The organism is Glycomyces albidus (assembly GCF_009451885.1).
GTDB lineage: Bacteria > Actinomycetota > Actinomycetes > Mycobacteriales > Micromonosporaceae > Glycomyces > Glycomyces albidus.
Map to the genome: position 1 here is coordinate 75,409 of NZ_WIAO01000012.1, position 24,202 is coordinate 99,610.

Annotated in this window: 22 protein-coding genes and 1 pseudogene; 13 read left to right on the forward strand and 10 right to left on the reverse strand. The window is 72.8% G+C overall.

Annotated features, from left to right (window positions below; all coding sequences use genetic code 11):
* Positions 1-28: 28 nt before the first annotated feature.
* On the forward strand, positions 29-541 hold the full coding sequence (locus GFD30_RS11890) for a glutathione peroxidase (RefSeq protein WP_153025422.1): 513 nt from the start codon (positions 29-31) through the stop codon (positions 539-541).
* 417 nt (positions 542-958) lie between these two features.
* Here the strand turns inward: GFD30_RS11890 and GFD30_RS11895 are convergent, their stop codons facing one another.
* The 5 genes and pseudogenes from GFD30_RS11895 to GFD30_RS28255 form a co-directional block, all read right to left on the reverse strand.
* The gene (locus tag GFD30_RS11895; protein ID WP_153025423.1) at positions 959-1,615 is read right to left on the reverse strand and encodes a response regulator; all 657 of its coding nucleotides are present in this window, start codon (positions 1,613-1,615) and stop codon (positions 959-961) included.
* The gene (locus GFD30_RS11900) at positions 1,612-2,631 is read right to left on the reverse strand and encodes a sensor histidine kinase (protein WP_153025424.1); all 1,020 of its coding nucleotides are present in this window, start codon (positions 2,629-2,631) and stop codon (positions 1,612-1,614) included. The genes GFD30_RS11895 and GFD30_RS11900 overlap by 4 nt, the downstream gene beginning before the upstream one ends.
* 35 nt (positions 2,632-2,666) lie before the next feature.
* Entirely contained in the window at positions 2,667-4,169 is a 1,503-nt protein-coding gene (locus tag GFD30_RS11905) for a serine hydrolase domain-containing protein (RefSeq protein ID WP_322633174.1), read from the reverse strand.
* Positions 4,170-4,314: 145 nt separating this feature from the next.
* On the reverse strand, positions 4,315-5,208 hold the full coding sequence (locus GFD30_RS11910) for a helix-turn-helix domain-containing protein (protein ID WP_153025425.1): 894 nt from the start codon (positions 5,206-5,208) through the stop codon (positions 4,315-4,317).
* Between the two features lie 52 nt (positions 5,209-5,260).
* Positions 5,261-5,976, reverse strand: a pseudogene (locus GFD30_RS28255) (SDR family NAD(P)-dependent oxidoreductase).
* 165 nt (positions 5,977-6,141) lie between these two features.
* Here GFD30_RS28255 and GFD30_RS11920 point away from each other — a divergent pair.
* From GFD30_RS11920 to GFD30_RS11930, 3 genes are all read left to right on the forward strand, one after another.
* Positions 6,142-7,182 (forward strand): NAD(P)-dependent alcohol dehydrogenase, encoded by a 1,041-nt coding sequence (locus tag GFD30_RS11920; RefSeq protein ID WP_153025426.1) that lies wholly within the window; start codon positions 6,142-6,144, stop codon positions 7,180-7,182.
* Positions 7,183-7,272: 90 nt separating this feature from the next.
* Complete coding sequence (locus GFD30_RS11925) at positions 7,273-8,388, forward strand: PQQ-dependent sugar dehydrogenase (RefSeq protein WP_153025427.1); 1,116 nt, start codon at positions 7,273-7,275, stop codon at positions 8,386-8,388.
* Between the two features lie 77 nt (positions 8,389-8,465).
* Positions 8,466-10,736 (forward strand): beta-L-arabinofuranosidase domain-containing protein, encoded by a 2,271-nt coding sequence (locus GFD30_RS11930; protein WP_153025428.1) that lies wholly within the window; start codon positions 8,466-8,468, stop codon positions 10,734-10,736.
* Positions 10,737-10,811: 75 nt separating this feature from the next.
* Here the strand turns inward: GFD30_RS11930 and GFD30_RS11935 are convergent, their stop codons facing one another.
* Together GFD30_RS11935 and GFD30_RS11940 are read right to left on the reverse strand one after the other, a co-directional pair.
* Positions 10,812-12,329 (reverse strand): hypothetical protein, encoded by a 1,518-nt coding sequence (locus tag GFD30_RS11935; protein ID WP_153025429.1) that lies wholly within the window; start codon positions 12,327-12,329, stop codon positions 10,812-10,814.
* Between the two features lie 18 nt (positions 12,330-12,347).
* On the reverse strand, positions 12,348-12,860 hold the full coding sequence (locus tag GFD30_RS11940) for a SigE family RNA polymerase sigma factor (RefSeq protein WP_322633175.1): 513 nt from the start codon (positions 12,858-12,860) through the stop codon (positions 12,348-12,350).
* Between the two features lie 279 nt (positions 12,861-13,139).
* On the opposite strand from GFD30_RS11940, the gene GFD30_RS11945 reads away from it, so the two are divergent.
* A complete protein-coding gene (locus tag GFD30_RS11945; protein ID WP_153025431.1) occupies positions 13,140-13,574 on the forward strand; it encodes a YybH family protein in 435 nt (144 codons plus the stop codon).
* Positions 13,575-13,577: 3 nt separating this feature from the next.
* Here GFD30_RS11945 and GFD30_RS11950 read toward each other — a convergent pair whose 3' ends face one another.
* Entirely contained in the window at positions 13,578-14,471 is an 894-nt protein-coding gene (locus GFD30_RS11950; RefSeq protein WP_322633176.1) for a LysR family transcriptional regulator, read from the reverse strand.
* 85 nt (positions 14,472-14,556) lie between these two features.
* On the opposite strand from GFD30_RS11950, the gene GFD30_RS11955 reads away from it, so the two are divergent.
* Both GFD30_RS11955 and GFD30_RS11960 read left to right on the forward strand, forming a co-directional pair.
* Positions 14,557-14,982, forward strand: coding sequence for a hypothetical protein (locus tag GFD30_RS11955; protein WP_153025432.1), 426 nt, complete (start codon positions 14,557-14,559; stop codon positions 14,980-14,982).
* On the forward strand, positions 14,975-16,552 hold the full coding sequence (locus GFD30_RS11960) for a multicopper oxidase family protein (RefSeq protein WP_227996124.1): 1,578 nt from the start codon (positions 14,975-14,977) through the stop codon (positions 16,550-16,552). Before GFD30_RS11955 ends, GFD30_RS11960 begins: the two co-directional genes overlap by 8 nt.
* Positions 16,553-16,621: 69 nt before the next feature.
* Here GFD30_RS11960 and GFD30_RS11965 read toward each other — a convergent pair whose 3' ends face one another.
* Positions 16,622-17,206 carry a TetR/AcrR family transcriptional regulator gene (locus GFD30_RS11965; RefSeq protein WP_153025433.1) on the reverse strand — a complete coding sequence of 195 codons (585 nt, stop codon included), beginning with the start codon at positions 17,204-17,206 and terminating at the stop codon, positions 16,622-16,624.
* Between the two features lie 122 nt (positions 17,207-17,328).
* Here GFD30_RS11965 and GFD30_RS11970 point away from each other — a divergent pair, with 122 nt between their 5' ends.
* The 4 genes from GFD30_RS11970 (at position 17,329) to GFD30_RS11985 (ending at position 22,119) form a co-directional block, all read left to right on the forward strand.
* Positions 17,329-19,383, forward strand: coding sequence for a cellulase family glycosylhydrolase (locus GFD30_RS11970; protein WP_322633177.1), 2,055 nt, complete (start codon positions 17,329-17,331; stop codon positions 19,381-19,383).
* 144 nt (positions 19,384-19,527) lie between these two features.
* Positions 19,528-20,148, forward strand: a complete 621-nt coding sequence (locus GFD30_RS26260; protein ID WP_194201938.1) for a hypothetical protein — start codon at positions 19,528-19,530, stop codon at positions 20,146-20,148.
* A gap of 277 nt (positions 20,149-20,425) precedes the next feature.
* Positions 20,426-21,124, forward strand: a complete 699-nt coding sequence (locus GFD30_RS11980; protein WP_153025434.1) for a TetR/AcrR family transcriptional regulator — start codon at positions 20,426-20,428, stop codon at positions 21,122-21,124.
* 26 nt (positions 21,125-21,150) lie between these two features.
* Positions 21,151-22,119: a VOC family protein gene (locus GFD30_RS11985; protein ID WP_153025435.1), complete on the forward strand. Its 969-nt coding sequence runs from the start codon at positions 21,151-21,153 to the stop codon at positions 22,117-22,119.
* Between the two features lie 81 nt (positions 22,120-22,200).
* Here the strand turns inward: GFD30_RS11985 and GFD30_RS11990 are convergent, their stop codons facing one another.
* The gene (locus GFD30_RS11990) at positions 22,201-22,623 is read right to left on the reverse strand and encodes a low affinity iron permease family protein (RefSeq protein ID WP_227996126.1); all 423 of its coding nucleotides are present in this window, start codon (positions 22,621-22,623) and stop codon (positions 22,201-22,203) included.
* Positions 22,624-22,753: 130 nt separating this feature from the next.
* On the opposite strand from GFD30_RS11990, the gene GFD30_RS11995 reads away from it, so the two are divergent.
* Complete coding sequence (locus tag GFD30_RS11995) at positions 22,754-23,542, forward strand: SigB/SigF/SigG family RNA polymerase sigma factor (RefSeq protein WP_153025436.1); 789 nt, start codon at positions 22,754-22,756, stop codon at positions 23,540-23,542.
* A gap of 74 nt (positions 23,543-23,616) precedes the next feature.
* Complete coding sequence (locus GFD30_RS12000; RefSeq protein ID WP_322633178.1) at positions 23,617-24,174, forward strand: hemerythrin domain-containing protein; 558 nt, start codon at positions 23,617-23,619, stop codon at positions 24,172-24,174.
* Positions 24,175-24,202 lie beyond the last annotated feature (28 nt).

A 24,202-nucleotide genomic window follows, 5' to 3' on the forward strand; every position in this document is an offset into this window, starting at 1 on the left:
ACGGCGACGGCGAGCAGAGGGGCACCGCATGAGCGACCTGACCGCGATCGGATTCAAGCGCAACGACGGCGAGGAGGCGACGCTGGGCGACTACCTCGGGCAGGTCGTCCTGGTCGTCAACACCGCGTCGAAATGCGGGCTGACACCGCAGTACGAGGGGCTGCAGCGAGCGTACGAGGAATACCGCGAGCAGGGCTTCACGATCCTCGCCTTCCCCGCGAACGACTTCGCCGGCCAGGAGCCGGGCACCGACGAGGAGATCGCCGAGTTCTGCTCGGTCCGGTACGCCGTGACGTTCCCGCTCATGTCGAAGATCAGCGTCGCGGGGCCGACCCGGCACCCGCTCTACACCGAACTCCTGCGCCGGCGGCCGAAGACCGACGGCACGGGCGCCGACGACCCCGAGGTCCAGTGGAACTTCGAGAAGTTCCTCATCGACCGCGACGGCGAGGTCGTGGCCCGCTTCGCGCCCACGGTCGCGCCCGACGACCCGGCGATCCGCAAGGCGATCGAGGCGCAGCTCGAGCGCGCCGCCGCCTGACCGGCCCGGACGCCGGCCCCGCGCCGGCGCCCGTCTTCATTCTCCGGTGAGGGCGTGTTCGAGCATCGCCGCCGGCAGCGGTTCGCCCTCGAGACGGGCGTCGTCGTAGAACCAGGCCGGCACGCGTCGAGGTGCCCGGTCCAGGTGGCGCCCGGGGTGATCTGCCCGCGATCGCGGCGGCGCTCACGCCGCCCCACGGGATCCGGCGCCGCCGGCGGGCCGGCTCGGGAGATGTCGGGCCCTCGGGTTCAGGCGGGTGCTCCCGCATGGATTCATCACACCGCAGCCGATCTGCGTTGCATACCCTCAGCGATCGTCCAGAGTGCCCCGTCCTCGTGCGCGCGGCCCGCCCTACTACCTGACCGTCTACAACGAGCCGATCATGCCCCGCCCCCGGGCGGCGCGGCCCACCCCGGGTCAGGAGCGGGCGACGAGGCCCGCCTCATAGGCGAGGATCGCCGCTTGAACGCGGTTCTGCACTCCCAGGCGGGTGAGGATCGCGCTCACGTACCCCTTCACGGTCCCTTCGGAGAGGAACAGCCGCGCCGCGATGTCGTGGTTCGACAGGCCCGCGCCGAGCAGGCCGAGCACCTCGGTCTCGCGAGGCGTCAGAGCCGCGATCCGCTCGAGGCCGGGATGCCGGCGGGTGAGGCCGGACGTGCCGAGCCTGGCGATGACGCGGTGGGCGATCCTCGGGGAGAGGTACGCGGCGCCGTCGGCCAGGGCCCGGATGCCGATGATGAGCTCGCGCGGGTCGGCGGCCTTGAGCATGAAGCCGCTCGCGCCGTCGGCGAGCGCCCGCATCACGTACTCGTCCTCGTCGAACGTGGTCAGCATGGCCACCGCGGTCTCCGGAGCGGAGCGGCGGATCCCGACCGCGGCCGCCAGGCCGTCGACGCGCGGCATCCGGATGTCGAGCAGCGCGACGTCGGGCCGGTGCGCCCGTGCGAGCTCGACCGCTTCGACCCCGTCCGACGCCTCGGCGACCACCTCGATCTCCGGATCAGTGGCCAGGATCGCGGCGACGCCGGCCCGGATCATGACCTCGTCATCGGCCAGCAGCACCCTGATCATTCGTTCCCCCGCAATGGAATCTCCGCCTCGACGGCGAACCCGCCGTCCCTCGGGCCGGCCGTGAAGTCGCCGCCGAGCAGCCGCACCCGCTCGGCCAGCCCGGCCAGCCCCGAACCCGGACCGGCCGCTCCGGCGCCCGGCCGAGGCCGGCCCGCCGGACCCGGCGGTCCCGCAGCCGGGCCGAGCCCGTCCGCCTCCGGCGCCGCCGCGTTCGACACCGCCACCCGCACCGCGTCACCGGCGCGCTCGACCCGGACCGCCACGGTCGCGCCCGGCGCGTGCTTGGCGGCGTTCGTGAGCGCCTCCTGCACGATCCGGTACACGGCCCGGTCCACGAGGCCGCCGAGCGGCGGGGCCTCGGCCTCGAGCCGGACGTCGAGGCCCGCCGCGGCCGACCGCTCGACGAGGTCGCGGACCCGCTCGTCGAACGGCATGGTCGGCGCCGCTTCGTCGCGGAGCAGGCCGAGGGCCTGCCGGAGCCGGTCGGTGGCCTCGACCGCGTTGACGCGCAACGCGGCCGCCGCCTCCCGACTCCGCTCCGGCAGGCCCGGCGCCAATTCCAGGGCGCCGGCCCGCAGGGCGATCAGGGCCAGGTCATGGCCGACCGAGTCGTGCAGGTCCGCGGCGATCCTGGCCCGCTCCTGGGCCTGCACGTGCTCGGCGACCAGTTCGCGCTCGCGTTCGAGCCGCTCCGCGCGCTCCTTCTCCGCCAGGTACAGATCGACCTGCTGGCGCCGGTACCGGCCGCCGAACCACGGCAGCATCACGAACACGCCGAGCACGAGCAGGGCGGTGACGCCGTTCCCGCGATCGATCAGCACGATCGGGGCGGCCAGGGCCGCCGCCGCGAGCAGGACGTGCGCGCCGTAGCGGGCCGTGAGCCGCCGGCCGTGGAGGTAGGCGAGGACCGCCAGCGCCACGAAGACCCCCTGGCGCCACGGCGGCAACTGCACCGTGTCGAGCCCGTTCACCACCGCCGCCGCCGCGATCGCGGCCAGTGCCGCCCCGTTGATCACGCCGACGAGCTTAGGGCCTGCCGCGCGCCCGGACCCTATCCGGCCCATTCGCTCGCTCGCCGCTGTTCCGGCTCCGGCCGCCGCGCCGGCGCCTCGGCCCGACCGGCCGCACCGGACGGCTGCGCCGACCGGAGCCGGACGAGCCGGGCGGCCGCGACCGCGATCCCCGCCAGGCCCGCGACCATCAAGGTCACCGTGAGCGGCAGCGCGAAGTAGAACACCTGCGGCCACGGGACCGTGCGCCCGCCCGAGATGAACGAGACGCCCGCCGGGTAGGCCGCGAAGACGGCCGCGGGGACGAGCACCGGCACGAGCCGCAGCCCGATCCGCCACGCCCGGCGCCCGGCCCGCTTCTCGGCCCAGCGACGCGACCGGGCCACGCCCAGGACGCCGAGCGCGATCGCGGCCAGCGAGACGGCCCCGAGGACCAGTTCGAAGACCTGCCGGTCGCGCCCGGGCTCGGCGGGCGCCTCCCCGTTCGCGATGGCGGACAGGCCCTCCATGGCGGTCCAGGTGACGTCGGCGAGCCCGGCGCCGGTGGTCATCACCGCGATCCCGTAGCCGCTCTCGGGATCGATCCACTGGACGGCGTTGTAGGTCATGAGGTTCCCCGAGTGGTTCAGCGTCCCGTCCGATTCGACGCCCCAGCCCATGCCGTAGTCCTGGACCGCGGACGGCGTGTGCATCGTCGCGAGCCCCTCGGCGCTGACGAGCTGGGTGCCCTCGCCGTTCTGGCTGATGAGCCACCGGCCCATGTCGGCGGCGCTGGTGATGATGCCGCCGCTGCCGGCGTCGTCGATGAAGCCGGGTGCCTCCTCGCGCGGGATCCACAGCCCGAACAGCGAGTTGTAGCCGAGGGCGGGCTCGACGTCCTCGTCGCGGGTGGCGCTCTCGCCCATGCCGAGCGGCGTGAACACGCGCTCGTCCATGAACGACGCGAAGGACTGCCCGGAGGCGACCTCGACCAGCCGCGCGGCGACGTTGAAGTTCACGTTGCAGTAGGTCCAGTCGGTGCCGGGGTCGGCGGCGAGCGAGTCGTCGCCCAGGCGCGACACGTAGTCCTCGAGCGAGGCCGCCGACTCGAGTTCGACGACGTCGATGCTCGAGTCGGCGAAGCCGGAGGTCTGGTCGAGGAGCTGGCGGACCGTCACCTCGTCTGCCCGCGCATCGGCCATCGCGAACCCGGGGAGCTGCTCCGCGACCGTGCCGTCGAGCTCGATCGCGCCCTCTTCGACGAGGATCATGACGGCCATGGCGGTGAACGACTTCGAGACCGAGGCGACGCGCATCGGGGTGTGCTCGGTGACCGGGTCGCCGTTCGAGTCGGTGCCGTATCCGGCGGCGAAGACGGTCTCGGCGCCGCGGGTGACGACCGCCGACAGACCCGGCACGCCGGAGACGTCGACGAGTTCGGTCAGGTAGGCGTCGAACGCATCGGGTGCCGCGGCGGTCTCGGCCCGCGCCGGGGCGGCGGGGGCGGCGATGGCGGCCGCGACGGCCAGCGCGGCTCCGATCAGCTTGGGGACCTTGAGATTCACAGGGTGGCTCCGTTCTTTCCGGGTTCCCCATGAACGCTATGGACGGATCGTCCCGCGAGCATCGGCAGAAAGTCGGGAACCACCCCTGACGAAAGTCAGGTATCGGGACCGGCGGCCCTCGGCTGCGTCCGCTGCGGCCCGGCCGCTATTGAGCGCTGGCCTGTCGGTCGGGCCGGTCGGCGGCGCGCCCGCGCGCCTCTGCCTCCCGGGTCGCCGCCCAGGATTCGAGGAGCGCGAACTTGTCGGCGGTGCCGGTGCCGGGCGGCGGGCTGTAGGCGACGATCTGGAGGCCGGGGTCGCCGGCCATCTCGAACACGTCGAAGGCGACCTCGAGGACACCGACCTCGGGGTGGCGGAAGGACTTCACGCCGGTGCGGTGCAGGTGGACGTCGTGCCCGGCCCAGTCGGTGCGGAACTGCGGGCTGCGGGTCGAGAGCTCGCCGATGAGGGCGGTCAGCTCCCGGTTGAGCGGGTCGCGTCCCGCTTCGAGCCGGATGATCGCGGCGACGGTCCGGCGGGCGAGCTCCCAGTCGACGTAGAAGTCGCGGGCCCGCCGGTCGAGGAAGACGAACCGGGCGATGTTCGGGGTGCCCTCGGTGTCGAAGTGCGGGGCGTACAGGGCCCGGCCCATGAGGTTGGCGGCGACGAGGTCCTGGGTCGCGTTGTGCACGATCGCGGGCACCGACATCGTGTCGAGGACCCGCTGCACCGAGGACCGCAGCGACCGCTCGGACGGCGCGTGGCGGCGCGCCGCCGACCGCGGCGCGGTGCGGGCGAGGTCGAACAGGTACTCGCGCTCGGCCTCGTTCAACTGGAGCGCGCGGGCGACGGCGTCGAGGACGCCCGCCGAGGCGCCCCGGATGTTCCCGCGCTCGAGCCGCGTGTAGTAGTCGACGCTGATGTTCGCCAGCAGCGCGACCTCCTCGCGGCGCAGCCCCGGCACCCGCCGCTCCCCGACGTCGGGCAGCCCCGCCCGCGCGGGGGTGACGTTCGCACGGCGGGACACCAGGAAGTCCCGCACCTCGTCCTTCGAGCTCATGGATCAACCGTAGTTCGGCCCGGGCCCGCCCGGGAGGTACGCGCAGAACCCCTCAGGCCGGCGTGAGGCCCGTGTGCGCCGCGAGCCGCTCCAGCAGCGCGTCCTGGAACGCCGGGTCGAGCGCGGCCGGATGCGGCTGCCGGGTGCGGCGGTGGAACCAGTAGCCGCCGCTCCGCGGACGGATCTCCGAGGCCGGGGCGGTCGCGAGCCACTCCTGCGTGCGGTGGCCCTCCACGAGGCTGTCGGGCGCGCCGGGCCCGCCCATGCGCGTCGGCACCCAGCCCGGGTCGACCACGTGCGCCATCGCGTCCGGACGCCGCCCGGCCAGCGCCATCGCGAATGCGGTCACGTACAGCTTGCTGTCCTCGTACGAGCGGGCCGAATCGCGGTCGAAGTCGACGCCGTCCAGGTCGGCCGAGCCGGACAGGTGCATCCCGCTGCTGAGGAAGATCACGCGCTGGGCGGCGGAAGCAGCGCGGTGAGCGCGTACGGCGCGACGATGTTGACCGCGTGCACGCGCGAGCCCCGGTAGACGCCCGCGTTGTGGATCACCGCGTCGAACCGGCCGAACTTCCCGGCCTGCTCGGCGACCGACACGACCTCGTCCAGGGACGAGAGGTCCCCGTACACGCCGCCGTGCACCCCGCTCGGCATGTCGCTGCCCGTGCCGCGCACGTGCGCCACGACCTCGTGCCCCTCGCCCGCGAGCGTCTCGGCGGCCGCGAGCCCCAGTCCCGTCGATGCACCGGTGATCAAGATGAGCGCCATAGCGGCCAATCCTAAGCGGCGCTCCGCGCCGTGGGAGGCACGCACAAGGCCCCCCAGCGGCCCCGCCGACCGGATTCACTTGGGACCGGCCCGGGGGGCCGTCCGCGGCGGCCGCACCGCCGCCGCCGACCGGCCCGCCAATTCGAACCACGAGCGAGGAATCCGATGACTCTCGTCAATGCCTACATCGCCACCTCCGCAACCGAGCCGCTCGTCCGCGGGACGGTCGAGCGCCGCGAGGTCGGCCCGAACGACGTCCTGATCGACATCGAATGGGCCGGGATCTGCCACTCCGACATCCACACCGTCCGCGGCGACTGGGGCGAGATCCCCTACCCGATGACCGTCGGCCACGAGATCGCCGGCGTCGTCGCCGCGGTCGGCGCCGAGGTCACCCGCCACCGGGTCGGCGATCGCGTCGGCGTCGGCTGCATGGTCGGCTCCTGCCGCGAATGCGAGCAGTGCCTCGCCGGCAACGAGCAGTACTGCCTCAAGGGCATGATCGGCACCTACAACGCCGTCGACGCCGACGGCACGATCACCCAGGGCGGCTACTCCGAGCAGATCGTCGTCGCCGAGGACTTCGTGCTCCGCGTCCCCGAGTCGATCCCCTTCGAGAAGGCCGCGCCGCTGCTGTGCGCGGGCATCACCACGTACTCGCCGCTGCGCCACTGGAACGCCGGCCCCGGCAAGCGGGTCGCCGTCGTCGGCCTCGGCGGACTCGGCCACATGGCCGTCAAGTTCGCCCACGCCATGGGCGCCGAGGTCACGGTCCTGTCCCAGTCGCTGAAGAAGCGCGAGGACGGCCTGCGCATGGGCGCCGACCACTACCACGCCACCGGCGACCCGGACACCTTCGCGGCGCTGGCGGGCTCCTTCGACCTCATCGTCAACACCGTCAGCTCCGGCATCGACATCGGCGCCCACCTCGACCTGCTGAAGACCGACGGGACCCTGGTGAACGTCGGCGCCCCGTCCGAGCCGCTGCCGGTGCAGGTCTTCAGCCTCCTCATGGGCCGCAAGTCCTTCGCCGGATCGGCCATCGGCGGCATCGAGGAGACCCAGGAGATGCTCGACTTCTGCGCCGAGCACGGCATCGCGCCCGAAGTCGAGGTCATCCCCGCCGACCGGATCAACGAAGCCTGGGAGCGGGTCCTGGCCTCCGACGTCCGCTACCGGTTCGTCATCGACGCCGGCACCATCTAGCGCCCGCCCGGCGACACGGCCGCACCTGGACGCTCCGCCGGGGGCGCGCGATGGGATCCTGGACCGGCGATCCAACGACGAGGAGAACCCATGAAGCTCCGGAACCTCCCGCCGCTCGCGCTGGCCGCGGCGGTCGGTGTCGCGCTGACCGCCTGCAGCCCTTCGGAACCGGAACCGGAGGAGTCCGCACCGGAGTCCGCGTCGCCGTCGGCGCCCCCGACGTCCGAGGCCGCCCCGGCCGCCGTGCTCCCGACGGGCGAGCCGCAGGTCCTCGCCACCGGCCTCGACGTCCCGTGGTCGGTGGCCTTCCTCGGCGAGACCGCCCTCATCAGCAGCCGCGACGACGGCGACGTCCTGGAGCTCCTGCCCGACGGCGGCACGCGCGTGATCGGCACCGTCGACGGCGTCGTGCACGACGGCGAGTCCGGCCTGCTCGGCCTCGCCGTCGACGACCAGGGCCGGCTCTACGCCTACTCGACCGGCGAGGACGGCAACCGCATCGAACGCTACGGCTTCACCGGCGAACCCGGCTCCCTCGCCCTCGGCACCGGCGAGACCCTGCTCGAGGGGATCCCCGCCGCGTCCTACCACGACGGCGGCCGCATCGCGATCGGTCCCGACGGGATGCTCTACGCCGCCACCGGCGACGCCGGGAACCCCGACGACGCCCAGGACCTCGACAGCCTCGGCGGGAAGATCCTGCGCATGACCCTCGACGGGGCCGTCCCCGAGGACAACCCGTTCGCCGGGTCGCTCGTCTACAGCTACGGCCACCGCAACCCGCAGGGGATCGCCTGGGCCGCCGACGGGACCATGTTCGCCGCCGAGTTCGGCCAGAACACCTGGGACGAGCTGAACATCGTCGAGCCGGGCGGCAACTACGGCTGGCCCGAGGTGGAGGGCATCGCCGAGGAGGGGGACTTCATCGACCCCGTCCAGCAGTGGAGCCCCGAGGAGGCGAGCCCGAGCGGCATCGCGGTCGTCGAAGGCACGGTCTTCATCGCCAACCTGCGCGGCGAGGTGCTGCGTGCCGTCCCCGTCGCCGACCCCGGCACCGCCACCGAGTACTACGCGGGCGAGTTCGGGCGCATCCGCGCCGTCACCGCCTCGCCCGGCGGGGACCTGTGGTTCACCACCAGCAACACCGACGGCCGCGGCGACCCGAGCGGCGACGACGACCGCCTCGTCGGCGTCGAGGTCGGTTGAGGCGCGCGATCGGGTAGATTGTCGACGTACATTTACCGATACACACGCCCCTTGCAGGGACGACCCAGAAGGACCCCATGCACGCCTTCCCGCTCTCCCGCGTCACGCTGCTCGACGGCCCGTTCGCCCGCGCCGTCCGCACCGACCTCGACTACGTCCTCGCCCTCGACCCCGACCGGCTCCTCGCCCCGTTCCTGCGCGAAGCCGGCCTCGAACCGCGCGCCGCGAGCTACGGCAACTGGGAGGACTCCGGCCTCGACGGCCACATCGGCGGCCACTGCCTCTCCGCGCTCGCCCTCCTGGCCGTCGCGACCGGCGAGCCCGAACCGCGGCGGCGGCTCGACCGCATGGTCGCCGAACTCGCCCGCGCCCAGGACGCCCTCGGTACCGGCTACATCGGCGGCGTCCCCGGCGGCGCGGCCCTCTTCGAGAGCCTGCGCGGCGGCCGCGGCGTCCGCTCCCTCGGCTCCAGCGACCACTGGGTCCCCTGGTACAACCTGCACAAGACCTTCGCCGGCCTCATCGACGCCCACCGCCTTCTCGGCCACGAGCAGGCCCTGGACGTGGTGGTCCGCCTCGCCGACTGGTGGCTCGACATCGCCGCCACGATCGACGACGACGCCTTCGAAGCCATGCTCGACACCGAGTTCGGGGGCATGAACGAGGCGTTCGCCGACCTCGCCGCGACCACCGGCCGCACCGACTACGGCGACATGGCGGTCCGCTTCTCCCACCGCGCGATCCTCGACCCGCTCCTGGAGCGCCGCGACGACCTCACCGGGCGCCACGCCAACACCCAGATCCCCAAGGCCGTCGGGTACGCCGCCACCGCCGCCCTCCGCGGCGATTCGCAGCTCATGGAAGCCGCCCGGTACTTCTGGCGCGAAGTCGTCGAGCGCCGCACGGTCGCCAACGGCGGCAACTCGGTCCGCGAGCACTTCCACGCCCCCGACGACTGCTCGACCATGATCGAGGACCGCGAGGGCCCCGAGAGCTGCAACACCTACAACATGCTGAAGCTGACCCTGCGGCTCGCCGAGGCCGGCCTCGAACCGGCCCACTTCGACTTCGTCGAACGCGCCGTCCTCAACCACCAGCTCGCCTCCCAGCACCCCGAGCACGGCGGCCTCGTCTACTTCACCTCGATGCGCCCGCGCCACTACCGCGTCTACTCCCAGCCCGACCTCGGCATGTGGTGCTGCGTCGGCACCGGCATCGAAGCCCAGGCCAAGTACGGCGAGTTCGTCTTCGGCGAGCACGAGGGCGCCCTCGCGGTCAACCTCTACATCCCCGCGGTCCTCGACGCCCCCGAGTTCGGCGGCCGCGTCCGCCTCGACACCGACTTCCCCGCGAGCGAGGCCGTCCGCCTCACGTTCGACCTGGACGAGCCGGGCACGTTCACCCTCCGCCTGCGCGTCCCGGGCTGGAGCGGCGGCCTGACCGGCCTCACCGTCAACGGCGCGGCGGTACAAGGCGAACCCGTGCCCGGCGCCGTCCTCATCGAACGGACCTGGCAGCGGGGCGACCAGGTCGCCTTCGCACTTCCGCTGCGGCTCAAGGCCGAACGCCTCCCCGACGGCTCGCCCTGGCAGGCGTACTTCGCCGGCCCCGTGCTCCTGGCAGCCCGGACCGGCGACGACCACCTCGACGGCCTCCTCGCCGACGACAGCCGCATGGGCCACGTCGCCCGCGGCCCGCTCTACGGCTTCGCCGACGTCCCGATCGTCGCGGACCTCCCTGCCGATGAGGTCCTCACCCGCCAAGGGCCGCTTCGCTACCGGCTCGCCACCGCGGACCCGGCCGGCGAGGTCGAACTCGTGCCCTTCCACGAGCTGCACGACAGCCGCTACACCGTCTACTGGCCCGTCGCCGAGCCCTCCCGAACGGCGCAGCGGCGCACGGAACTGGCCGCGGCCGACCGCGGCTCCCTGGCCCTCGACCGCATGACCGTCGACCAAGTCGCCTTCGGCGAGCAGCAGCCCGAGAGCGACCACGGCTTCCGCGGCGAGGCCACCGCCGTCGCGGTCGACCCCGACGGCCGCCGCTCCCGCTCGACCACCGCCAGCATGGCCGTCACCCTCAAGGACCCCGACCGCCTCGGCCAGAGCCTGCGCATCGGCTACCGCCTCGCCGGCGGCCCGGCCGCCGTCGCGGTGCGCGTGGACGGCGTCCTCATCGCCGAGGCCCGCTGGGAGGACGGCCTCGAGTCCTTCGACGTCGACTACGGTCTGCCCGAAGCTGTCCGAGCGCAGCGCGCCGAGGCGCTCGACCTCGAGTTCACCGCCCTGGACGGCCTCCCGACCCCGGCGATCACCACGGTCCGCCTGATCCGCTGGATCACGCCGTGACCGCAGCGGCCCGGGCCCGGGCGTGCCGCGCCCGGGCCGCTGCCGCCGACGACCGCCGAGGGCCAGACGCGCCGGCTACTCCTGCTCGTACTCCGCCGGGTCGTAGACCGGCGCCGGCAGCGACGCCGCGAGTGCGATCAGATCCTCGTACGCGAGTCCCTCGATGTCGCCCTCGAACATCGTGCTGAACTCGACGGCCCACCCGGCGGGGTCGAAGACCACGACCCAGTAGGAGCGGTTCTCGCCGACGCCGAACGTCCGGGTCGCCACGGTCCGTCCGTCGACCTGCGTCTCCTCGCAGGTGTCGTCCTTGTCGTCGCCCGGTCCGCCGCAGTCCACCAGGTACGGCTCCGGGCTCGCCCCTTCCGGGGGGAGGCCGGGGAGCCACCCGCCGGGAAGGTAGTACGTCACCGTCGCGGACACGTCGTACCCGTCGGCGTACGGGTACGGCAGGTAGAGCGAGCCGTCGTACGCCCGGATGACGGAACCCGATCCCGCCTCCCGCTGCACGGCGCCCGCGCTGAAGAGATCGGTGCCCGGGTGCGCCGCGTCGATCACCGCGACCGCCGCGTCGATGCTGGCCTGCATGTCCGCCTCGGCCCCGGCCTCCCAGCCCTCGTCGTACCCCGGGCCGGCGGGGATCTCGAGCAGGTCGTCGGCGGGGGCGAGTTCGCTGGTGTCGTACTCGAACTGCGGCATCGCGAGCATCGCCTCGGTGAGGTCGTCCACGCTCAACTCGCGGCCCTGGCCCGCGCAGTCGAGGTCCCATGAGGACCGCAGCGCCGACCCGTTCGGGTACACCACCGCCGCCTCCAGGGCGCAGCCGTGGTCCGCGATCATCAGCGTGCGGCCGTCCTCGAGCTCGTCGCTGGAGAACGCGGGGGCTTCGTCGGTCCAGGACGCCTCGTCCGAGATGAGGTGCTGCGGGAACCCGACGTCGCCGGTCGGCCCGGGCTCGGCGGTCCATCCGCCGGGCTGGAGCGCGGTGATCGTGAACGAGGGCTGCTCGGCCTCCTCGTCGCCGTCGGTCGCCCGGTAGCCGCGCAGGTACACCTGGCCGCCGGCCGCCGGCGAGTCCCAGCTCATGAACTGCAGCGGCTCGTCATAGAAGTCCAGTTCGGAGAGTGCCTCGTAGTAGCCGATGCCGAACTCCTCCATGGCGGCCGCGATCTGGCCCTCCGAGGGGCGCGGGCGGTCGAGGGCGCCGTCGTCGAGGAAGCCGGCGTCGACGGCGAGGGCGCCGAAGGCCGCCTCGGCGGCCTCGTCGAGATCGGCCGGGAGGTCGTCCCACTCGTCCGCGTCGCGCTCCGGCGGGTACCCGGCCGTGGCCGGGTCGAAGTCGAACGGTTCGCCTGGGGGGAACCCCTGGTGCTCGGGCTCGTCGACCGGGTCGAACACGCCGGCCGAGAACGCGAGAACGGCGGCGACGGCCGCGATCCCCGCCGTGGTCGCGCCGCCGAGGACGGCGCGGTGGCGGCGGCGGGCGCGGTAGCCGTCGCGCATGATCGAGTCGAGGTCGAGCGGCGCCTCCCGCGGGGTCGTGTCGGGGCGGGCCTGGCGGAACAGGGTTCCGGTGTCGTCTTGCGGTTGCATGTCGTCGTCTTCCTTCAGCTATGCCCGGACCGGCGCGAGCGAGTCGCCGAGGAACTCGCGCATCTTGCTCAAACCCTTGGCGCACTGGCTCTTCACGGTCCCGGTGGAGCAGCCCATGGCCTCGGCCGTGTCGTCCACGGACAGGTCCTCCCAGTACCGCAGCACCAGCGTCGCCCGCTGCCGCGGCGGCAGCCGGTCCAGCGCCGCGACGACCGCCAGCCGGAGGTCGACGCCCTCCTGCGGGGGGTCGAGCCGCGCCGCCGGGACCTCGTCGCTGGTGCGCTCGCGGCGCACCCATGCCAGGCGGCGGTGCGAGAGGTAGACGTTGACGACGATCCTGCGCACGTAGGCCGGGGCGCCGACCGGGTCCACCCGCTTCCAGACCGCGAACGCCTTCGTCAGGGCCTTCTGGACGATGTCGTCGGCCTCGTACCAGTCCCCGGACAGCAGGTACGCCTGCCGTCTCAGGTTGTCGCGCTGGGCCAGCGCGAACGACCGGAACTCGGCCTCTTGCTGCTCCTTGCTCTTCACAGGGCCTCTTTCAGATGACGGGTATGGGGGCCGCGCCCCGCCGATGTGAGTGGATGCGGCGGAACCCGGCAACGTTCATAGGTGGGCGCCTCGAAATCCGGTTGCCCGTCATCCGACCCGACCGAGTGTGGCCTCCCGCCGCCAGTGCCGGTCCGCGGTCCCCGCCCCGCCGGCCGGGCCGTCGGCGTGACGGCTCTCACGGCGCGGAGGTGTCAGGTTTCCGGCGGGCACCGCGGTCAAGTGTGGAAACCGGGAACCGAACGGAAGGACCAAGAAGCCATGACGATGCAGCAGGACGAGGCCGCGATCCGCGAGCGGATCGGCATGATCGTCGAGGGCCTGCGCGCCAAGGACCTCGACGCGATCGCACGGGTCTACGCCGAGGACGTCGTGTCCTTCGACGTCGAGCCGCCGCTCCAGCACGTGGGCGTGGACGCGAAGCTGAAGAACTGGACGAACGTGTTCGCGATGTTCGCCGAGATCGACTACGAGGTCCGGGACCTCCGGATCACCGTCGGCGGGTCCGCGGCCTACGGGCACGGGTTCGGGCGGCTCAGCGGCAGGCTCGGGAACGGGGCCGCGGTGCCGGGCATGTGGGTGCGGGCCACGTTCTGCTTCAAGCAGGTCGAGGGGGAGTGGCTGATCGCGCACGACCAGGTGTCCGTCCCGTTCGACATCACCACCGGGAAGGGCGTGACCGACCTGGAGCCGTGACGGTCATCCGCGCGGCGTTCGGGAGCCGAGCCAGTCCCATTCGAGGATCCGCGCCCGCATGAGCCGGGCGGCGGCCGGCAGCCGGTCGCCGCCCGGCCAGTGGAGACTGAGCGTGCGGTTGCAGTGCGGGTGGTCGATGCCCGCCCAGGCCACGCCCGGGTCGGGCCGGGTCCCGCGCGCGATCGCGGGGAAGAGGCACACACCGAGTCCGGCGCTGACGAGCGCGAACGTCGCGGCGGGTTCGTCGGTCTCGCAGACGATGCGAGGCTCGAGATTGCGGTCGGCGAACAGCCACTCGAGGAGGCGCCGCTGCCACTGGCCGGGCCGGGTGGTCACGAACGGCTCGTCCGCGAGGTCCTCAACGGCCACCGCCTCGGCGCCCGCGAGGCGGTGGCCCGGCGGGGTCGCGAGCCACACCGGCTCGACCGCGACGACCGCCGATGCCGCCTGCGGGGCGACGACGGGCTGCGACGCCAGGCACAGGTCCACCTCCTGCGCCCGCAGCGCCCGCTCCATCTCGTCGGGCGCCATCTGGTGCAGCTGGACCTCGACGTCGGGGTGCTCGGCCTTGAACGCGATGAGCGGGCCCGTCAGCGGCAGGAACGTCTCCGAGGCGAGGCGGACGACGCCCGGGCCGCCGCGGACGGCCTCGGCGACCGCGCGCCGTCCGGCTTCGAGCTCGCCGAGCGCGCGCTCGACGTGGTCCCGGAAGATCCTGCCGGTGTCGTTGAGCTGCAACCGGCCCGCCCGGTCGAACAGCGGCGCGCCGAGTTCGGCCTCGAGCCGGGCGATGCTCCGGCTCAGCGACGGCTGGGCGACGCGCAGCTCGGCTGCGGCCCGGCTCAGGTGCTCCAGGCGGGCGACCGCCGCGAACTGGCGCAGCGTGTTCAGGTCCACGGGTCCTCCTCATACCGCCGACGTCATAACACCATAGCGATATTGGTCTTTGCCGTCTTAACCGAGCAGTCATAACCTTGGCGCCATGCAACGACAATCCACGATCGCCGCCCCGCCCGGGACCGCGGTCAGCGGCTGGGTCCTCCGCGCCGCGGCCACCGCCCAGCTCGCGGCCGGGTTCGCCCAGCCGGTCTTCGCCGGCGTCTACCTGAGCGGCGACTTCGACGGGCTCGCCTGGCACGTCGTCGGCGCGGACCTGGTGTCGTACCTCGGGATCGCGCAGGTCGGCGCCGCCGTCGCGGTCTGGGTCCGGGTGCGGCGGGCATGGCCGTTCTGGGCCTCGCTCGCCCTCGTCGCCGGCGCGTCCGCGCAGTACCTCGCCGGGATGGACGGCGCGCTGTGGCTGCACTTCCCGCTCGGCGTCGCGCTGGTCGCCGGCATCGCCGCGGTGTTCGCCGCGGTCTGGGCGCGGCCGCTGCCGCGCCGGACGAAGGCGGCGCCCGATGCGTGATCGGAGCGCGCCGGTCTCGCGCCGGCGGATGCTGGGGATCGGCGCCGCGATCGGCGCGGCCGCCGCCGGCGGCCTGGCGCTCTCGGCCGCCTGGGCCCGCCGCCCGGCCGAGACCGGAGCCGAGCTCCGCAGCGAAGTGCCCCTGCCCCAGGCGTTCTCGGTCCCGCTGCCGATCCCGCCGGTGCTCGCGCCCGTCGCCTCCACCGCCGACGGCGACCGGTACGAGCTCGTGCAGCGCGAAGTCGACGCCGAGATCCTCCCCGGCTTCGCGACTCGGCTGTGGACCTACGACGGCGTCTTCCCGGGGCCGACGATCGAGTCGCGCCGCGGCCGCCATACCACGGTCCTGCACCGCAACGAACTCCCGGTGCCCACGGTCGTGCACCTCCACGGCGGCCGCACCCCGGCCGCCTCGGACGGCTACCCGACCGACCTCGTGCTCCCCGACGGCTGGAACGGGCACGGCGGCCACAGCATGGCCGACGACCGCGCCGCGGTCGCGAACCTCCAGCGCGAGTACGGGTTCCCGCTCGACCAGCGCGCGGCGATGCTCTGGTACCACGACCACCGCATGGACTTCACCGCCCCGGCGATCTGGCGCGGCCTCGCCGGGATCCACTTCGTCCGCGACGACGTCGAGGACGCGCTCGGCCTGCCCGCCGGCGACCGCGAACTGCCGTTGATGATCGCCGACCGCGCCTTCGACGCCGACGGCCAGCTCGCCTACCCCTCGGTCGACCCGACCCTGACCGGCGAGCACGGCGTCACCGAGCCGTACCTGGCCGGCGTCCTCGGCGACGTGGTCCTCGTGAACGGCGCTCCCTGGCCCGTGCACGAAGTGGACACCGGGCTCTACCGGCTGCGGATCCTCAACGGCTCCAACGCCAGGCACTACGAACTCGAGGCCCTCGCCGACGACGGCCGGGCGCTGCCGCTGGTCCAGATCGGCTCCGACCAGGGCCTGCTCGCCGCCCCCGTCCGCCACCGGAGCGTCCCGATCGCCCCCGCCGAACGCTACGACCTGCTGATCGACTTCGGCGACCTCCCGGTCGGCGCCGAGGTGCGCCTCGCCAACCGCCTCGGCACCGGCCGCACCGCCGACGTCATGCAGTTCCGCGTCGTGCGCGCGGGCGAGCGCACGCCGATCCCCGAGACGCTCGCCGACGACCTCCCCGAATGGGACCGCTCAGCAGCCGCCGTCGTCCGCGACCTCGCGTTCCGCGCCGGCCGCATGGACGACGGCCGCCACGGCTGGCTCATCGACGGCCTCCCGTTCGACCCCGCCCGCCCCGACGTCACCGCCCGCCTCGGCGACATCGAGGTCTGGCGCCTCGTCGCCGACGTCCACCACCCGATCCACCTGCACCTCGTCGGCTTCCGCATCCTCTCGCGCGGCGGCGCCGAACCCCTCCCGCACGACGCCGGCCTGAAGGACACCGTCGCCCTGCGCCCGGGGGAGTCCGCGGAGATCATCACCCGCTTCGACGGCTACCGCGGCCGGTACCTCTTCCACTGCCACAACGCCGAGCACGAGGACATGGGCATGATGGCCAACCTCGAGATCGTCTAGCACCCGTCCTGTGGCCCATGGCGAGGCGGCATCCGAGGCCGTTCGCCCGCTCGCGCCGCAGGACGGGCCCTAGGCCGGCGGCAGCGGCGTGGCCGACCCGGGATCGAAGGCGTCGCACAGGAGCACGAGGTACCGGCGCCAGCCGTCGCCGCCTTCCGGCATGAGCCACAGGATGTTCGTGAGCAGGCCCAGGACGCGGACCACGTCGTCACCGGTCACGTCGGACCGGATGGTGCCCTCGCGCTTGGCCTGCTCGGTGAGGTCGGCGAGCGGCGCGCTGGCGGGCTCGACGATCGCCGCCGTGAGCGCCGCGGGATTCGCCGCGGCCGCCAGCGTGTTCCGCTCGCGTTCGACGATCACCAGCACCGCCTCCATGACGATCCGGATCGCCGCGCGCGGATCGTAGTCGGGCGTCCGGTACAGGATCGGCGGGAGTCGCTCGGTGACGGTCTGCCGCAACGCGGTCCGCACCAGCGCCTCCTTGTGCGGGAAGTGGCGGAACAGGGTCCGGATGCCGACCCCGGCGCGCTCGGCGACCGCCTCCAGGGTCGCGTCCGGGCCCTGCTCGGCGAACACGGCGCGCGCGGCGTCCAAGAGCCGCTTGACGTTGCGTGCGGCGTCGGCGCGCAGCGCGCGTTCGGCTTCAGGAGGCACCCGCGCATTCTAGCCGCACCGCGGCGCCCTCGGCCGCTAATTGACACTCGACTGCCATATTTAGTATCGTCGATGGAAAGGTCTGTGCGCCTCGAGAACCCCCATCCGGCAAGGAGAGTCCAGTGCACTCGCAATCCCTACGAAGAGCGCGCCTGCGCCTGGTCGCCGTCGCGGCCGCGGTGCTCGCGACGCTGGCGGCCGGCCTCATGGGCGCCGTGAGCGCCCAAGCGGCCCAGGGCTGCTCGGTCGACTACTGGGTCCAGAGCCAGTGGCCCGGCGGCTTCACCGCCGACGTCACCGTCCACAATCTCGGCGATCCGATCGACGGCTGGGACGTCGAATGGGTCTGGCCCGAGGGCCAGAGCGTCACCCACGGCTGGAACGCCGACTTCACCACCACCGCCGAGCGGGTCAACGCGAAGAACCTGAGCTACAACAGGACGATCGCCACCGGCGCCTCGGTCTCCTTCGGGTTCAACGGCTCCTGGGCCGGCGTGAACCGCGAGCCCTTCGAGTTCCGCCTGAACGGCCGCGTCTGCGACGGCACCGTCGGCGAGCCCACCACCACGCCGACCACGCCGCCCCCCGCCGGCGGCGACTCGGCGATGGAGCAGGTCGCCGCCATGCAGCCGAGCTGGAACGTCGGCAACACCCTCGACGCGCTCGGCGGCGAGACCGCCTGGGGCAACCCGCTCATCACCGAAGCGCTCCTCGCCCGCGTCAAGTCGCAGGGCTTCAACTCGATCCGCCTGCCCGTCACCTGGGACGAGTACATGGGGCCGGGCCCGGACCACACCGTCGACCCCGCCCGCATGGAGCGGGTCGCGCAGGTCGTCGACTGGGCGCTCGAACAGGACCTCCAAGTCCTCCTCAACGTCCACCACGACTCCTGGATGTGGATCGACGACCTGCCGGCCGACCACGACGCGGTCCTCGCCAAGTTCGAAGCCCTCTGGACCCAGATCGCCGACCGCTTCAAGGACTACCCGCCCGAACTGTCCTTCGAGAGCAACAACGAGCCCCAGTTCGCCGGCACGGAGGCCGCGGAGGGCGACGCGCTGAACGAAGAGCTCAACCTCGCCTTCCACGAGATCGTGCGCGGCTCGGGCGGGAACAACGGGGACCGGCTCCTGGTGCTCCCGACCCTCCACACCAACGGCGACCAGGCCCGCCTCGACGCGCTCAAGGCCACCATCGACGGGCTCGACGACCCGATGATCGCAGCGACGATCCACTTCTACGGATTCTGGCCCTTCAGCGTCAACATCGCCGGGTTCACCCGCTACAACGCCGAGGTCGAGGCCGACCTCGTCGGCACCTTCCAGCGCGCGCACGACACCTTCGTCGACAACGGCATCCCGGTCATCGTCGGGGAGTGGGCGGTCCTCAACTACGACCACAACCGCCCCGGCGTCCACCAGCCCGGAGAGCTGCTCAAGTTCTTCGAGGCGGTCACGCACCACGCGCGCGAGAACGGACTCACCCTGTCCCTGTGGGACGCCGGGCAGTTCCTCAACCGGAACACGCTCCAATGGCGCGACCAGCACATGTACGAGTACTTCGCATCGGAGACCCGCTCGGGGACGACCTCGTTCGACTCGGTCTACCTGCCCGGCGACGGCGCCATCGCACCGAGCTCGCTCACCCTGAACCGCAACGGCCTCCAATTCGAAGGCCTCTGGCACGGGGACGAGCCGCTCGCCGAAGGCGCCGACTACACCGTCTCCGGCGACACGCTCACCTTCACCGCCGCCGCGCTCACCCGCCTCGCGGGGGACCGCGACCACGGCGTGAACGCACAGCTCGAGGCCCGCTTCTCAGACGGCGTCCCGTGGCGGATCACGATCATCACCTCCGACACGCCGGTCCTGTCGGACGCGACCGGACCGACCTCCTCGTTCGCGATCCCCACCCGGTTCAACGGCGACACGCTCGCGACCATGGAGGCCAGGTACGCCGACGGCACCAACGCCGGACCCGCAACCTGGACCCCGTTCCAGGAGTTCTGGTCGAACTTCCGGCCCGACTACGACGCCGGCGCGCTCATCCTCACGCCCGAGTTCCTCGCGTCGGTCACCGACGGGCAGCCCGTCACGCTGACCTTCCACTTCTACAGCGGCGCAACGGTCTCCTACACGATCACCGAATCCGGAGGCACCGTCACCGGCACCGCGTAGACCATGGCGCCGGGACGCCGCCCGAGTCGGCGTCCCGGCGCACCGCCCCCTGGGGCGGTTGGCACACTCTGGGGATTCTGGGATCCCCCGGGGCTCGTAGAGTCGTCTTCACCGGCACGAAGCCAACACAAGCGGAGGACCACCATGAGCGAATTCGACGACACCCCCTACGAAGCCGACGCCGCCACCGAAGAGGACGTCACGGCCGAGGACGACTCCTACGGCACGGGCATCCCCTCGGTCACGGTCGAGGAGACCTTCGACCTCGACGGCGACGGCGCCGCCGACAGCACCATCACCGCCGACGGCGTCACCTACGTCGACTCGGACGGCGACGGCCAGGCCGACGGCATCGCCAACGACTACGACGGCGACGGGATCTCCGACGAGGTCCTCGTCGACCTCGACGGCGACGGCTCCTTCGAGACCGCCGTCTACGACACCGACGGCGACGGCCAGGTCGACACCTACGAGTCGGACACCGACGGCGACGGCCTGACCGACCAGGTCTCCTACGACTCCGACGGCGACGGCTACGTCAACCAGGTCTCCACCGACACCAACGGCGACGGCCTCGCCGACGTCGTGGCCACCGACTACGACAGCGACGGCCTCGTGGACGAGCTCCAGGTCGACTCCGACGCGGACGGCCTCGTCGACGCCACCCTGATCGACTCGGACGGCGACGGCTTCCTCGACACCTCCTACACCGAGGCCGCCCCGCAGGGCGACTCCTTCCAGTCCCAGACCGGCCAGGTCATCTAGGACCCGCCCTCCGCTTGGACCCGAGGGGGCCGCGGCCGACGAGGCCGCGGCCCCTTTCTCCTGCGCCCGACCCGGCCCGCCGCGCCCCCTCGCCCGGCCGGCTCGACCGACGCTCCGCTCCGCCGCGCGAACCCTGCGCCGCGCTCCGCTGCGCCGTGCAAACCCGGCACCGCGCTCCACCCCGCCGCGCGAACCTCACAGGACGTTCCACCCCGCCGCCCAAACTCGTGACCAGATCTGTATTATGGTCACCAGTCAACGGGACGAGGAGGCGGCGATGGCGCGGACACAGCGAGCGGATCTGGCACGCCGGGCCGACGCGCTCCTCGACGCGGCCGCCGCCCTCCTGCTCGCCGAAGGCACCCGCAGGATCCGCATCGAAGACGTCGCCGCCCGCGCCGGCGTCGGCAAAGGCACGGTCTACCTGCACTGGCCCAACCGCGACCACCTGCTCCTCGCCGTCGGCGCTCGCGAAGCCGCCGCCATGCTCGGCGCCGTCACCGCCGCCATCGAAGCCGACCCGACCGAATGCGCGCCCCACCGCTACCTCAGGCGCCACTTCCTGGAAGCCGTCGACCGCCCCGTCCTCCGCCGCGTCTTCGACGCCGAAGGCGCCGACCTCGACGCGCTCGCGGCCGAACGCGCCCGCACCGGCCTCGCCGAGTCCCGGCTCGCCGCCGACCGCGACTACCTCGACGCCCTCGCCGCGCACGGGCTCCTGCGCGCCGGCCTCGACCCGTCCGACGCCGAATACGGGATGCAGGCCGTCGCCTACGGCTTCTTCGCGGCCGGACCGTTCCAGGCCCCCGCCCGGCACCACGCCGACCTCCTCGCCGACGTCGTCCGCCGGTCCTTCGAACCGGACCCCGCGCCGCCGGCCGCTCGCTACCGCGACGCCGCGCCCCGGGTCCTCGACGTCTTCACCCGCCTCACCGACGAGTTCAAGCGCATCGCCTACGGCCGCGCGCTCGACTGACGACCCCGCTGCAAGGAGCGAACGGCATGAAGGACATCACCGGCATCCACCACATCGGACTCCTCGTCCGCGACATGGGCGCCGCCCTCGCCGCCTTCCGGCGGCTCGGCTTCCGCCTCGGCCCGCCCGCCTATCCCGCGCTGCCTCCGGCGCCGGGCGCCGATCCCGAACCGGTCGGCGCCGGCAACGCCCACGCCGACTTCCCCCGGAGCTTCATCGAACTCCTCGCGTTCGCCGGCGACGCCGCCCGCCTGCCCGAGGACGCCGAGCTGGTGCCCCTGCGGGTCCCCGACGACCAGCTCGCCGCCACCAGGGCCGTCATCGGCCGGACCGTGAGCGGCCTGGCCGACCGCCTCGCGGTCGCCGAAGGCGCCCACATCCTCGTCTTCACCACCGGCGACGCGGAGCGGACCGCCGCCCGGCTCGACGCCGCCGGGGTCCCCAACAGCGGCGCCCGCGCCGCCCAGCGCCCGATCGCGACCGCCGGCGGCACCGTCATGGCCGAGGTCCGGTTCCTCGAGCTCCACGACCGCGGCCTGCCGGACGGCCTGGTGCCCGAAGGCCGCGTCGGCGCGGCCGAAGACGCCCCCGCGGACCTCCTCGACGCCCAGACCGGGCTCGAGCATCCCAACGGCGCCCGCGCCATCGCCGAGTGCGTCGTCTGCGTCGCACCGGACCGGCTCGCCGGCACCGCCGAGCGCTACGGGCGGTACCTCGGCGCCGCACCGGATTCCGACGGCCCGACCCCGGTCTTCACGCTCGGCTCCAGCCGCCTCGTCCTCACCGCGGCGGACCGGTTCGGCGACCGCTACCCGGGCGAGCGGCCGCGCACCGTGCCCGGCATCGGCGCCTGCACCGTCGCGGTCGCCGACCTCGCGGCCGCCGAGGCGCACCTGCGCGGCGCCGGCATCCGGCTCGGCCGCAGCGCCGACGGCCGCCCGTTCATCCCCGCCGCCTCGGCCCTCGGCCTCACGATCGCCTTGACGGACGGATGAGCGTTCGGCCGCGGCGGTAGCCCGGGCGCGACGCACGGCCGGCACGCCCGCCGCGGCGCACCGCCTCGCCGCGGACCGACTTCAGACGCTCTCGTCGTCCTCCAGCCCGACCGCGCGATGCAGCTCGTGGCGGCGCCGCGCCGCCTCCTCGTCGTCGTCGGCCGGCAGGCGGTCCAGGATGTCGGCGAGGGCGTCGGCGACGGCGTTGAGCTTGTGCTGGAGCGCCGCATCGTTCCGGGTCTCGCTGTTCTGGAGCAGCGCGACCATCAGGAACGTGATGATCGTCGTGACCGTGTGGATGATGAGATGCCAGGTGAGCTTCTCGAACCAGATGACGGTCGGCGCCCACGCGAGCACCAGGAGGGCGCAGAAGACGAAGTAGCCGGGGCGGCCGGTGAACTTCGCGGCCCGCGACGAGAGCCGGTCGAACCTGCCCACGCGGGGCGAGACGTCCGATGGCATCGTCGGCGATGACGACTCGGATTCGTGGGGAGTGTCGCTCATGGGTGCGAAATGCCCCGCGCTCCGGCCGGTAAACCAGACCCCTTCTGAGCTGGGATTCGTCTCGTGTTCAGGACACTCCGTAGCCGTCGTTATACGCTCGGTTGTGACGACCGACGAGGGCGGTGGCCTCATGACATCACAGCACGGCAGGACCGAGCGAGACGACTACAGGGCACTGGCTCCGCTGTTCACGGAGCTGGCCGGGCTCGACGTGGACGACCCGCGTCGCGGCGAGATCCGCGAGCGGCTGATCACCGGGCACCTGCCGCTCGCCGAGCACATCGCACAGCGGTACTCCGGCAAGGGCATCGTCAAGGAGGACCTGCTGCAGGTCGCCTCCGTCGGCCTCATCCACGCCGTCGACCGCTTCGACCCGACCTTGGGGAGCGACTTCCTCTCGTACGCGGTGCCGACCATGATGGGGGAGGTGCGGCGCCACTTCCGCGACACGGCCTGGCCGATGCGCGTCCCGCGCCGCCTGCAGGAGCTGCGCCTGGCGATCAACCAGGCCAGCGCCGATCTCGCGCAGGAGCTCGGCCGGCCGGCCACGTGCGCCGATCTCGCCGAGCACCTCGACCTCACCGAGGCCGAGATCGAGGAGGGACTGGAGGCGCGGCAGGCGTTCCGGTCGGTCTCGCTCGACGAGCCCGTGTGCCAGGACGCCGACCGCGCGCCGCTGTGCGAGACGATCGGCGCCGAAGACCTCGCGCTGGAGCTGGTGGAGAACCACGAGGCGCTGCTGCCGCTGATCCAGGACCTCCCCGCGCGCGAGCGCCGCATCCTGGCGCTGCGGTTCTACGAGGAGATGACCCAGGCCCAGATCGGCGAGGAGATCGGCATCTCCCAGATGCACGTCTCCAGGCTCCTCAAGGGAACGCTCGAGGAGCTGCGCGAACGCCTGCTCACCGCCCCCAAGTGACGGTGATGCATGGACTGCACGTCCGCGGGTAACCCGCGGTGGTCAACGATGTCCGAAGGGAAGGGGCCGGAAACGTGAGCGGCGATGTAGTGGACCTGATCATGGCCGACCACCGCGAGGTGGAGCGGTTGTTCGAGGAGCTGAAGCAGCATCCGGAGAAGCGGCCGCTGCTGGCGCCGGTGCTGTCGGCGCTGCTGACGGCGCACAGCCGCGCCGAGGAGGCCGAGGTCTACCCGGTCGCGCGCTCGGAGGCCGGCGAGACCGAGGAGGTCGCGCACAGCCAGGAGGAGCACGAGCTGGCCGAGGAGCTCCTCGTCCGCATGAACGAGTGCGACCCCGAGTCCCCCGAGTTCGACGAGGTCCTCCAGGAACTGGTGGACGCGGTGACCCACCACGTCCAGGAGGAGGAGTCGACGGTCCTCCCGGGAATGAAGTCCCGGCTCGACGACGCGCGCCGCATGGAGCTCGGCGACGCGTTCGCGACCAGCCGCGCCGAGCACATGGGCGACAAGCCCGGCAAGGCCAGCCGCAAGGAGCTGGAGATGCAGGCGCGCAACATGAACATGAGCGGCACCGGGGACATGAACAAGGCCCGGCTGGCCGAGGAGGTCAAGAAGAAGGCGAAGGCGTGACGCGCGCTTCCCGCTGATCCGCGCATGA